Below are 11,793 nucleotides of genomic sequence, written 5' to 3'. Positions count from 1 at the left end.
ACCGAATGAGGACCCTTCTGTGCAGGTCCAATTGCCGGAGTCGGCTGGGCCCGAGATGAGGAGGACATTAAGGTGGCTTTTCCCCTTACCGGTGCACCGGACACTGGTGACACCGCCTGGATGCTGGCCAGTTCAGCGCTCGTATTGTTGATGACGCCTGGCCTGGCGTTTTTCTATGGCGGCATGGTCCGCTCCAAGAACGTGCTCAACATGATCATGATGAGCATCAGTGCCATGGGTCTGGTCGGCGTGCTGTGGTCGCTATACGGATACTCGACCGCGTTCGGTGACAACAAATTCGGCGTGATCGGCGATCCTGCGCAGTTCTTCGGTCTCAAGGGTCTGATCGGCGGCAATTCGGTTGCCGAGGTCAAGGACGCCAGCGGCGCTGTCACCACTGCGGCAGTGAACATTCCGCTCGCGGGTACGATCCCCGCGACCGTGTTCGTCGCGTTCCAGTTGATGTTCGCGATCATCACGGTTGCCCTCATCTCGGGTGCGGTCGCCGACCGCCTGAAGTTCGGCTCCTGGCTGCTGTTCGCCGGTATCTGGGCGACGGTCGTCTACTTCCCCGTCGCGCACTGGGTCTTCGACTTCGATGTCAAGGACGCCGACGGCAATGTCGTGCACGAAGGCGGCTGGATCGCGAACAAACTGCTCGCGGTCGACTTCGCCGGTGGTACCGCGGTCCATATCAATGCCGGTGCTGCGGGCCTGGCCCTGGTGTTGGTGCTCGGCAAGCGCAAGGGCTGGCCGAAGACGCCGTTCCGCCCGCACAACCTGCCGTTCGTGATGCTCGGCGCGGGTCTGCTGTGGTTCGGCTGGTTCGGCTTCAACGCCGGTTCCGCCGTTTCCTCCGGTGGTCTGGCCGGTTCGACCTTCATCACCACTACCCTCGCGACCTGTGCCGCAATGCTGGCGTGGCTGCTGGTGGAGAAGGTCCGCGATGGCAAGCCCACCTCGCTGGGCGCGGCATCGGGCGTGGTGGCCGGTCTGGTCGCGATCACCCCGTCGTGTTCCTCGGTCAACGTGGTCGGCGCCCTGGTGATCGGCTTCGTGGCCGGTGCGATCTGTGCGCTGGCGGTCGGCCTGAAGTTCAAGTTCGGCTTCGACGACTCGCTCGATGTCGTGGGCGTGCACCTCGTCGGCGGCGTCATCGGCACCCTGATGGTGGGCCTGGTTGCCGCACCGGAGGCGGGCGCGGGCAAGACCGGGCTGTTCTACGGCGGCGGCTTCGACCAGCTGTGGCGTCAGGCCATCGGTGCCGGTGCGGTACTCGCGTTCTCCTTTATCGCGAGCCTGATCATTGCCTATATCGTGAAGTTCACCATTGGGCTGCGCGCCAGCGAGGAAGCCGAGTCGGTGGGCATGGACGAGTCCGAGCACGCTGAAACGGCATACGATTTCGCTGCTGTGGGTGGCACGGCACGTACCGCCGTCAAGGAGGCATGACGACATGAAACTGATCACCGCAATCGTCAAACCGTTCACTCTCGAGGACGTCAAATCCGGGCTCGAGCAGGCTGGTGTGCTGGGCATGACCGTCAGCGAGGTGCAGGGCTACGGCCGCCAGAAGGGGCACACCGAGGTCTACCGCGGCGCGGAGTACTCGGTGGATTTCGTGCCGAAGGTTCGGGTCGAGGTTGTCGTGGACGATGCCTCGGTCGACAAGGTCGTCGAGGTGATCGTCGAGGCCTCGCGCACCGGCAAGATCGGTGACGGCAAGGTCTGGGTGACACCGGTGGAGTCGATCATCCGAGTGCGGACCGGCGAACGCGGTACCGACGCCCTCTAAACGGAGAATCGAAATCGAGCGGCGGCCCCGCTCCCACCGGATAGCCCGGTCGGGGCGGGGCCGTACGCATTTGGATGGACGGTGGTTTGTGGGTAGTCACGAGCAAGACGGCAGACAGGTAACCGAGGATGTCGGCACGAACGTCTCCAATGGCGCGACCGACCTGGTCCGCGCACGCAATCAATTGCTCGAGGGTGGACTGCCCCGCAATCCGCGCCTGGACGCGGAATCCCTGCGTTCGGCGCTGGTCGATCTGTTCGAACTGTGGCTGACCACCAAGGGCACCGAACTCGGCATCGGCCGCGACAGCGGTCTCGCCGTGGTCGCCGTCGGCGGACTCGGGCGCAAGGAGATGCTGCCGTATTCGGATCTGGATCTGGTGCTGCTGCATGATGACGTCGATCCCGCGCGGGTGGCCGAGGTGGCCGATCAGCTCTGGTATCCGCTGTGGGATGCGCATATCAAGCTCGACCACAGCGTGCGCACCGTGCCGCAGGCATTGCGCGTGGCCTCCGACGATCTCATCGCGGCCCTCGGCATGCTCGAGGCCAGACACATCGTCGGCGATATGGAGTTGAGCAATCTGCTGATCGGCGGGGTGCGCCGGGAGTGGCGGACCGGAATCCGTTCGCGCTTCGACGAATTGATCGAACAGGCCGAGACCAGGTGGCAGCGCAGCGGTGCGATAGCTCACCGCGCCGAACCCGATCTGAAGAACGGGCGCGGCGGATTGCGCGATATCCAACTGCTCGACGCGCTGGCCATCGCCCAACTGACCGATGCCATGCCGGGTCTGGGGCCAGATGTGCCCGGCGGTGGTCTGAAGCAGGCGCGACGCCGTTTGCTGGATGTTCGCACGGAGCTGCATCGGGTAGCGGGCCGGGCCCGCGATCAACTGCGAGCCCAGGATGCCGACGAGATCGGCGCGGCCTTGCGCATCGGTGACCGTTTCGACCTCGCTCGCACACTGAGCGATTCGGCGCGGACGGTGAGTTATTCCGTCGATGTCGGTCTTCGCACCGCAGCCAATGCGCTACCACGGCGCGGCCTCGCGCGACTGCGGCGCATGCCGGTTCGGCGACCACTCGATGAGGGGGTGGTCGAACACGCGGGGGAGGTCGTGTTGGCGCGGGATGCGCGGCCGCAGCGCGATCCCGGACTGATCCTGCGGGTGGCCGCAGCCTCGGCGCAGACCGGGCTGCCGATGTCCGCGACCACTCTGAATCGACTCTCCGAGGATGCGCCGGAGCTGCGCGAACCCTGGCCCAAGGATGCGGTCAACGACCTGTTGATCCTGCTCGGAGCCGGTCGCGGCGTCATCGATGCGGTCGAGGCACTGGACCGAACTGGCTTGTGGGGCAGGCTGCTTCCCGAATGGGGTGCGGTGCGCGACCTGCCGCCGCGCGATGCCCTGCACACCTGGACCGTGGACCGGCACCTGATGGAGGCGGTCGCCTACGCGAGCGCGTTGAGCACCCGCGTCGCCCGTCCCGACCTGCTGATGCTCGGTGCGCTGCTGCACGATATCGGTAAGGGCCGCGCCGGTGACCACAGCATTGTCGGCGCCGAACTGGCCACCCATATCGGACGGCGTCTCGGCCTATGGCCGTCGGACGTGCGGACACTCAGCGCCATCGTGCGCCACCATCTTTTATTGCCCGACACCGCGACTCGGCGCGACCTGGCCGACCCCGACACCGTGCGATTCGTCGTCGAGGCCCTCGGCGGCGACGTGCAGCTGCTCGAACTGCTGCACACTTTGGCCGAGGCCGATTCGCTGGCTACCGGCCCCGGGGTGTGGGGCGATTGGAAGGCATCGCTGATCGGGGAACTCGTGCGCCGCTGCCGCCTGGTCATGGCGGGAGATCTGCTGCCTGAGCCGGAACCGATCGCACCGGACCTGCTGGCCAAGGCCGCGGCGGGTGGCGTGCACGTCGATCTGCGGCCGGGCGAGGGCAAGTACACCTACACGGTCACCGTGATCGCACCGGATACGCCCGGCCTGCTCTCGGATGCCGCCGGGGTGTTGGCCCTGCATTCGCTGCGGGTGCTCTCGGCGACCGTGGGCGGCGAAGGTGCCTCGGCCATCAATACTTTCGTGGTATCCCCGAAGTTCGGCGATCCGCCGGACGGCGGACTGCTGCGACAGGAGCTGATCCGGGCGACAGCGGGCGATCTGGATCTGTCCGCGCTGCTGGCGAAGCGGGAGCACGAGGCCACCGGCGCTCGCCCGAGCCAGTATGCGCAGGCACAGCCCCGAGTGATCTGGTCGGCGACATCGACGCCGGGCCAGGTGGTCCTCGAATTGCGCGCCGAGGACCGGATCGGCCTGCTCAGCCGGTTGGCCTCGGCGTTTGCCGAATGCGGCGCAGATGTGCGCTGGGCGAAGGTGGTGACCATGGGTTCCGCGGTGGTCGACGCCTTCGGCCTCGACCTCGGCGTCGACATTCCGGAGCGTCGCGAAACCATCGAAAAGGCCGTTCTTGCCGTGGTCCCGCGGCCCGCCCCGAAGCCTCCGGAGGGAGTCGGACCACCAGGCACCAGCTCGGTCTCCTGACCAGGGTGATTGACATTTGCACATGATTTGCTGAAAGCGTATGCAGCGCGCCCGTCGCACCCTACTATCAGAGCGTCTGGCTATCGCGAGCATGAGGGGAGCAGGTCGGTGGCAATTGAAGTCGTTTCGGCGTCGACGATGACGAGTGACGAGACCACGCATATGGCGCGCTGCGTCGGCGGTGATCGGTGGGTGGTCTCCTGGCTGCCCGGCCGGACACTGTCCGGACAGCAGGCTGTGACCGCTATGACGATTGCCACCGCTGTTGCCACCCGCGATGTGCCGACAGGCGCGGACTGGGCCATGCTCGACGACCTGGCCCTCGAGCTCGGTCTCACCGGTCGGGAGGCGGTTTTCATGGTTGCTCAGGAGAACCACGATTACCGCAAAACCGCAAAACCGCGCCGCCGCACGATGGAATAACCGAGCACCGCTTGCGCGCCCACTGTTTTCGATTTCGGCGCTCCCGGGTCCCTCCGTGGTTACGCTGCGCTGCCTCCTACGGGCCCGTCGCTCGCGCCGGGGCGAGTCCCATTACCCTGGGATATCAAGTGACGTCCCACGAGATCAGGAGCGCGATCGGTGTTCGAATCCCTGTCCGACCGGCTTACCGGTGCCCTCAAGGATCTTCGCGGTAAGGGGCGTCTGTCACCGGCCGACATCGACGCCACCTGTCGTGAGATCCGCCTCGCCCTGCTCGAAGCCGACGTCGCGCTGCCCGTGGTGCGTGGTTTCATCGCGAGGATCAAGGAGCGGGCCAAGGGTGCGGAGGTCTCCGCCGCCCTCAACCCTGCCCAGCAGGTCGTCAAGATCGTCAACGAGGAACTCGTCGGCATCCTCGGCGGCGAAACCCGCAGACTAACGCTCGCCAAGAATCCGCCCACGGTGATCATGCTCGCCGGTCTGCAGGGTTCCGGTAAGACCACCCTGGCCGGCAAGCTCGCGAAATGGCTGAAGGGACAGGGACATCAGCCGTTGCTGGTGGCCTGTGACCTGCAGCGTCCCGGCGCGGTCACCCAGCTCCAGGTAGTGGGTGAGCGCGCGGGTGCGCCCGTCTTCGCGCCGCATCCCGGCACCTCCATCGGCAGCGGCGAGAATCCGCTCGGCGTTTCGGCGGCCGACCCGGTCGCGGTGGCCGAGGCCGGTGTCGCGGAGGCGCGCAGCAAGCAATACGACGTGGTCATCGTCGACACCGCCGGTCGCCTCGGTATCGACGCCGAGTTGATGGCGCAGGCCGCCGGCATCCGCGATGCGGTGCAGCCGGACGAGACGCTGTTCGTGCTCGACGCGATGATCGGTCAGGACGCCGTCAACACCGCGCAGGCCTTCCGTGACGGCGTCGGCTTCACCGGTGTCGTCCTCACCAAGCTCGACGGTGACGCTCGCGGTGGTGCGGCGCTGTCGGTCCGGAATGTGACCGGCTCACCGATCATGTTCGCCTCCACCGGTGAGAAGCTCGAGGACTTCGACGTTTTCCATCCCGACCGGATGGCCTCGCGCATCCTCGGCATGGGTGACGTGCTGAGCCTCATCGAGCAGGCCGAACAGGTCTACGACCAGCAGCAGGCCGAGGAAGCCGCCCGCAAGATCGGCAGCGGCGAGATGACGCTCGAGGACTTCCTCGATCAGATGCTCGCCATCCGCAAGATGGGTCCCATCGGCAACCTGCTCGGCATGCTGCCCGGCGCGGGGCAGATGAAGGATGTGCTGGCCCAGGTCGACGATAAGCAGCTCGACCGGGTGCAGGCGATCATCCGCGGTATGACCCCGGCCGAACGCGCGAACCCGAAGATCATCAACGCATCTCGGCGCCTGCGCATCGCCAACGGCTCCGGTGTGCAGGTCTCCGAGGTCAACCAACTCGTCGACCGCTTTTTCGAGGCCAAGAAGATGATGGCCATGATGGGCCGCCAGATGGGCCTGCCCGGTTCGCGCCGCAGCAATACGAAGAAGGGCAAGAAGGGCAAGAAGGGTGGGCGCGGACCGACGCCGCCGAAGGTGCGCGGTGGGTTCCCCGGCATGCCGGGTATGCCCGCCGGGATGCCGGATCTGTCTGGTATGCCCGCCGGATTGGACGAGTTGCCGCCCGGGCTCGAGGGCTTCGATCTGTCCAAGCTGAACTTCCCCAAGAAGTAGGCGGCTGCGCCTTCCGCACTTGCGGCTGCGGCGCAAGGCAACCGAACGTACCCGCTCGACCGGGCGCCCTGTCGTCGAACCCTGCACCCTCTACGCGGAGGTTCCAAGACGGAGTGCCGGGCTGACGAACGTCGGCTGGGAAGCCGTTGCGGGCGGGGTGCCCGTCAAGGGGCGTGGGCAGTAGGTTGGACGGTTCCGAGGGCGGTCGAGGAGGTTGCTGTGCATCTGCGGGGTGTGGTTCTCCCTGATGACGAGGTGCGTGACCTGTGGGTGCACGATGGACTGGTGTCGTTCGATCCCGTCGCGGGGGCCGAAACACTATGCGACACAGGGTGGATCGTGCCCGGCCTTGTCGATGCGCACTGCCACGTCGGGATCCGGTACGGCGGGGGGCACGAGGAGCGTGCGGGTGCCATCGCCCAGGCCGAGACCGAGCGGGACGCGGGTGCGTTGCTGCTGCGCGATGCGGGCTCACCGATCGATACGCGCTTCATTGATGAGCATGAGGAGCTGCCCCGGATCATCCGTGCGGGCCGCCATATCGCCCGACCGCGGCGGTATATCCGGGAGCTCGGCATCGAACTGGGCGATGAGCGCGATCTGCCGGAGATCGTCGCCGAGCAGGCTCGATTCGGCGACGGCTGGGTGAAGATCGTCGGGGACTGGATCGACCGGTCGGTGGGCGATCTGCGGCCGCTGTGGAGCGATGCGATCCTAAAGGAGGCGATCGACGCCGCGCACGCCAATGGCGCACGGGTGACGGCGCACGTCTTCGGCGAGGACGCGCTGCCCGGGCTGATCAACGCGGGCATCGATTGCCTCGAACACGGCACTGGCCTCACCGACGACACCATCGAGTTGATGGTCGAACACGGCACCGCGCTGGTCCCGACGCTGATCAATATCGACACCTTCCCCGAAATCGCCGACAGCGCAGGCAAATTCCCCATCTACGCAGCACATATGCGCGACCTGCACGCGCGCGTCCGCGGCACCGTCGCCAAGGCGCACGATGCGGGCGTTCCGATTTTCGCGGGCACCGATGCGGGTGGATCCATCCGTCACGGCCGGATTGCCGACGAAATCGCCGCCCTGGCCGGGGCGGGGTTGTCGAAACACGACGCACTCGGCGCCGCCTCCTGGAATGCCCGCAGCTGGCTCGGCCGACCGGGCATCGAGGCCGGTGCCCCAGCGGATTTCGTTGTCTACCAGGAAGATCCGCGCATCGACCCGGCGGCGCTCGCTGAGCCGCAATATGTCATCCTGCGCGGCCGCCTGGTCAAAATCCACAATCCGGTCACTGGCCACCGCTGACCCCCGCATTGCGCACGGGCTGTAACTCGTGCGAGGTTGTTACTCTGCGTGCGACAGACTCCCAGGTCAACGGCTTGATGTGGCCAAGATCGGGAAGGTGGGGCGGGGCGCGCGTAGGGTCGGGTTATGACCATTCGCCTCGGTTATCAGATGCCCAATTTCAGCTATGGCCAGCCCGTCAGCGAACTCTTTCCGACCGTGGTCGCGCAGGCCAGGGAAGCCGAAGCCGCCGGTTTCGACACGGTCTTCGTCATGGATCACTTCTATCAGCTGCCCGGTCTCGGTGAGCCGAGTGAGCCGATGCTCGAGGCCTACACCACGCTGTCCGGAATCGCTGCGTCTACCGAACGAATTCAGTTGTCGGCGTTGGTAACCGGCAACACCTATCGCAATCCCGCACTGCTCGCCAAGACCGTCACCACCATGGATCTGGTGAGCGGCGGACGGGCCGTGCTCGGCATCGGAGCCGGCTGGTTCGAGCTCGAACACCAGTCCTACGGCTTCGAATTCGGCACCTTCACCGAACGCTTCCAGCGGCTCGACGAGGCACTGCGGATCATCACGCCCATGCTGCGCGGTGAACACTCGACCTTCGACGGCAACTGGTACCACACCGATAACGCCATGAACGAGCCACGGCTGCGCGATGACCTGCCGATCCTGCTCGGTGGTGGCGGCGAGAAGAAGACCTTCGCACTGGCCGCCCGCTTCGCCGACCACATCAACATCATCTGCAACGCCTCCGAACTGCCCCGCAAGATCGAGGCACTGCACCAGCGCTGCGCCGAAAACGACCGTGATCCAGATACTTTGGAGATCAGCTACCTCTGTTTTCTGATGATCGATGAAGACGGCGACCGCGCACGCAAACAACAACAGGATCTACTCAGCGGCATCGGCGTCGACCTGTCCACGCTGTCGGAGGACCAGCGCAAGCAGACCATCGCCGACCGCCAATTCGTCGGCAGCCCGGCCGAGGTCGCCGAGCAACTGCAAACCAGGGTCCTCGACCAGGGTGTGCAGGGCCTCGTCGTCAACATGGTGACAAACGGCCACGAGCCGGGTGCGGTAGACCTCGCCGGTCGCACCCTCGCCCCGCTGGTCCGCTGAGCGGTTGATCTGAGCGCCGGTTGACCTGAGCGCCCTTTTCCTCGCCGAATCCCGGGCATCCCACGAATCGTGCTCAGGAATGGGCGCTCACGCTAAAGCAGGTCCGGGAGGCACGACCGTCTCGCCCGCCGCGACGTATACCTCCTGACGGTATCGCTCTCACCGAGCCCCGTTCCGATCACCGTCGAAACGGCAGATCTCCGCTAGGGTGCGCCTGGTCGAAAGCCGTAAATTCCGGGCCGGGGTCGTGCTGCTGCGCTATCGAACCACGTGATCGTCAGCTCAGCAGGTTCGCGATCACGCCGATCACGCCGCGAATACCGCCGACAGTGGCGCGCGCGAGGCCGGGCGCCAGCAATTCCATGGCCGCGTCACCGCCGATTTCGGTGGCCGCCTCGGCAACCTGGCCCCGCCTGCGCCGATGGCGCCTCCTGAAGATCCCCATATTGTGATTATCCGAGGCGGGCGGTCGATCGTTTCCGGACGACGCGATTTCGGGAGCGGGGGACCGGTCTGGCAGAATGGACCACCGTCCTTCCTGGACAAGTGTCAGCCCGTCTCCGGTTACGTGCCGCGCGGCGGTCACACACTCCAAGCGCAAAACCGGGCTCGCAGACCGTGCGGGTCGCTGAATTGCGCCGTGACCAACCACTGAAAGGCAGATCAGCACATGGCTGTTCGCATCAAGCTCACCCGTCTCGGCAAGATCCGCAACCCGCAGTACCGCGTGGTCATCGCCGACGCCCGCACCCGTCGTGACGGCCGTGCCATCGAGAACGTCGGCAAGTACCACCCGAAGGAAGAGCCGTCGCTGATCGAGATCAACTCCGAGCGCGTGCAGTACTGGCTGGGTGTCGGCGCGCAGCCGACCGAGGCCGTGCAGCGGCTGCTGGAGATCACCGGCGACTGGCAGAAGTTCAAGGGCCTGCCGGGCGCCGAGGGCACCCTGAAGGTGAAGCCGGCGAAGACGTCCAAGCTGGACCTGTTCAACGCCGCGCTGGCCGCCGCCGATAACGAGCCGGTCGCCGAGGCCGTCACCCCCAAGAAGAAGGCCGCCAAGAAGGACGAGGCCGCCGAGACCGAGGCTGCCGAATAATGTCGGCCGTCGTCGCCGATGCCGTCGAGCACCTGGTTCGCGGCATTGTCGCCAATCCGGATGACGTCCGGGTCGAGCTGATCACCGGCCGCCGCGGACGCACCGTCGAGGTGCACGTCAACCCCGATGATCTGGGCAAGGTGATCGGTCGTGGCGGTCGTACCGCGACCGCGCTGCGCACCCTGGTCGCCGGAATCGGCGGCCGGGGCATCCGGGTCGACGTGGTCGATACCGACGCTTAATGGAACTCGTCATAGGCCGGGTCGCCAAATCGCACGGTGTGCGCGGCGAACTGGTCGTCGAGGTACGTACCGACGATCCCGACGCGCGCTTCACACCCGGTGTGCGGCTGCGCGGGCGGGTGGCGCGATCCAATGAAGTCCGTGAGTTCACCGTGGAGTCGGCCCGAGAGCATTCGGGCCGACTTCTCGTGCAACTCGCCGGAATCTCCGACCGCACCGCCTCCGACGCGCTACGCGGCACGCTGTTCGTCGTGGACAGTGCGGAGCTGCCGCCGTCGGAGGATCCGGACGAGTTCTACGACCACGAGTTGGAAGGCATGAGCGTCCAGCTCGCCGATGGCACCGTTGTCGGCGAGGTCACCGAGGTGCTGCATTCGGCTGCGGGAGAACTGCTTTCGGTGCGCGCTGCCGATGACGGCAGGGAAATCCTGATCCCCTTCGTCACCGCGATCGTGCCTACGGTGTCGCGGGCCGATCAACTGGTCGTCATCGATCCGCCCGAGGGTCTGCTCGATCCGGAGTAGCGGACCGCCGGAAACTTAAGGACTGCATGAAACTCGATGTCGTCACGATATTTCCGGAGTATCTGGAGCCGCTGCGAACGGCGTTGCTGGGCAAGGCCATCGACAAGGGCCTGATTTCCCTGGACGTGCACGATCTGCGGCGCTGGACCCACGACGTGCACAAGTCCGTCGACGATTCGCCCTACGGCGGTGGGCCGGGCATGGTCATGAAGCCGACGGTCTGGGGCGATGCCCTCGACGAGGTATGCCCCGACGATGCCCTGCTCGTGGTGCCGACGCCCGCCGGGGTGCCCTTCACCCAGGCCACCGCGCAACGCTGGGCCGCCGAGAGGCACCTTGTATTCGCTTGCGGCCGTTACGAAGGCATCGATCAACGCGTCTTCGACGATGCCGCCCGGCGGGTACGCGTCGAAGAGGTCAGCATCGGCGACTACGTCCTCATCGGCGGGGAGGCCGCGGTCCTCGTGATGGCCGAGGCCGTGGTCCGCTTACTTCCCGGCGTACTCGGCAATCAGCAATCCCACCAGGAGGATTCCTTCTCCGACGGACTGCTCGAGGGGCCGAGCTACACGCGTCCCGTCTCTTGGCGCGGCCTCGAAGTGCCGCCGATCTTGCTGTCCGGTGATCACGCCAAGGTTGCCGCGTGGCGGCGCGATCAGTCGCTCGCCCGGACCCGCGAACGGCGTCCGGATCTGCTCGAGGAATAAAACCACCGACTCGTCGCCCTATTGAATGTATCGTTAATTAACGGCACATTAATCAACGGTGAACGGTAGGTGGCTATGGTGACAGTGGCTCGCTTCGAGACAGTGCGTCGAGCGGTGGCCTCGACTCTGATCGGTGGCGCGATGATCGTCCTATCGGACCTAGCCGCGCCCGAACTCGTCGAAGTCAGAGTCGCCGCGGATCGGGACACACATGAGCCCGATGCTGGCCGTAGCCGCAACAGCGCAGGTCAGCGCGGCCGCAGCAGCAACCACGGGCAATACAAAGGCCGCAACGAGCGCCCATGCCAGTAC

General features: G+C 65.9%; 12 protein-coding genes. 11 read left to right on the top strand and 1 reads right to left on the bottom strand.

Annotation, left to right across the window (positions count from 1 at the left end):
- Positions 1–72: 72 nt before the first annotated feature.
- The 7 genes from AB0J47_RS07870 to AB0J47_RS07840 all read left to right on the top strand — a co-directional run bounded on the left by AB0J47_RS07870 (position 73) and on the right by AB0J47_RS07840 (position 8,912).
- Positions 73–1,452, top strand: coding sequence for an ammonium transporter (locus tag AB0J47_RS07870; protein WP_364341751.1), 1,380 nt, complete (start codon positions 73–75; stop codon positions 1,450–1,452).
- A 4-nt stretch (positions 1,453–1,456) separates the two neighbouring features.
- A complete protein-coding gene (locus AB0J47_RS07865; protein WP_040868325.1) occupies positions 1,457–1,795 on the top strand; it encodes a P-II family nitrogen regulator in 339 nt (112 codons plus the stop codon).
- An 88-nt stretch (positions 1,796–1,883) separates the two neighbouring features.
- Entirely contained in the window at positions 1,884–4,352 is a 2,469-nt protein-coding gene (locus tag AB0J47_RS07860) for a [protein-PII] uridylyltransferase (RefSeq protein ID WP_364341749.1), read from the top strand.
- A 108-nt stretch (positions 4,353–4,460) separates the two neighbouring features.
- Positions 4,461–4,775 (top strand): hypothetical protein, encoded by a 315-nt coding sequence (locus tag AB0J47_RS07855; RefSeq protein ID WP_364341747.1) that lies wholly within the window; start codon positions 4,461–4,463, stop codon positions 4,773–4,775.
- Positions 4,776–4,934: 159 nt separating this feature from the next.
- Positions 4,935–6,488 carry a signal recognition particle protein gene (gene ffh, locus AB0J47_RS07850; RefSeq protein WP_364341745.1) on the top strand — a complete coding sequence of 518 codons (1,554 nt, stop codon included), beginning with the start codon at positions 4,935–4,937 and terminating at the stop codon, positions 6,486–6,488.
- Between the two features lie 219 nt (positions 6,489–6,707).
- Entirely contained in the window at positions 6,708–7,802 is a 1,095-nt protein-coding gene (locus AB0J47_RS07845) for an amidohydrolase family protein (RefSeq protein ID WP_364341743.1), read from the top strand.
- Positions 7,803–7,928: 126 nt separating this feature from the next.
- The gene (locus tag AB0J47_RS07840; protein ID WP_364341741.1) at positions 7,929–8,912 is read left to right on the top strand and encodes an LLM class F420-dependent oxidoreductase; all 984 of its coding nucleotides are present in this window, start codon (positions 7,929–7,931) and stop codon (positions 8,910–8,912) included.
- Between the two features lie 277 nt (positions 8,913–9,189).
- Here AB0J47_RS07840 and AB0J47_RS07835 read toward each other — a convergent pair whose 3' ends face one another.
- Entirely contained in the window at positions 9,190–9,357 is a 168-nt protein-coding gene (locus AB0J47_RS07835) for a hypothetical protein (protein WP_364341739.1), read from the bottom strand.
- A 225-nt stretch (positions 9,358–9,582) separates the two neighbouring features.
- Here AB0J47_RS07835 and rpsP point away from each other — a divergent pair, with 225 nt between their 5' ends.
- Genes rpsP through trmD form a run of 4 tightly spaced genes read left to right on the top strand, consistent with a single transcriptional unit; the run spans position 9,583 to position 11,481 of the window.
- Positions 9,583–10,008 carry a 30S ribosomal protein S16 gene (gene rpsP / locus AB0J47_RS07830; protein WP_364341737.1) on the top strand — a complete coding sequence of 142 codons (426 nt, stop codon included), beginning with the start codon at positions 9,583–9,585 and terminating at the stop codon, positions 10,006–10,008.
- A complete protein-coding gene (locus AB0J47_RS07825; RefSeq protein ID WP_040693288.1) occupies positions 10,008–10,250 on the top strand; it encodes an RNA-binding protein in 243 nt (80 codons plus the stop codon). The genes rpsP and AB0J47_RS07825 overlap by 1 nt, the downstream gene beginning before the upstream one ends.
- Positions 10,250–10,774, top strand: coding sequence for a ribosome maturation factor RimM (gene rimM, locus AB0J47_RS07820; protein WP_364341734.1), 525 nt, complete (start codon positions 10,250–10,252; stop codon positions 10,772–10,774). Before AB0J47_RS07825 ends, rimM begins: the two co-directional genes overlap by 1 nt.
- A gap of 26 nt (positions 10,775–10,800) precedes the next feature.
- Entirely contained in the window at positions 10,801–11,481 is a 681-nt protein-coding gene (gene trmD / locus AB0J47_RS07815; protein WP_364341732.1) for a tRNA (guanosine(37)-N1)-methyltransferase TrmD, read from the top strand.
- Positions 11,482–11,793: the final 312 nt, after the last annotated feature.

It is taken from the genome of Nocardia sp. NPDC049737, from assembly GCF_040674755.1.
In the GTDB taxonomy this organism is placed as follows: Bacteria; Actinomycetota; Actinomycetes; order Mycobacteriales; family Mycobacteriaceae; genus Nocardia.
This window is presented reverse-complemented; position numbering and strand designations above follow the sequence as displayed.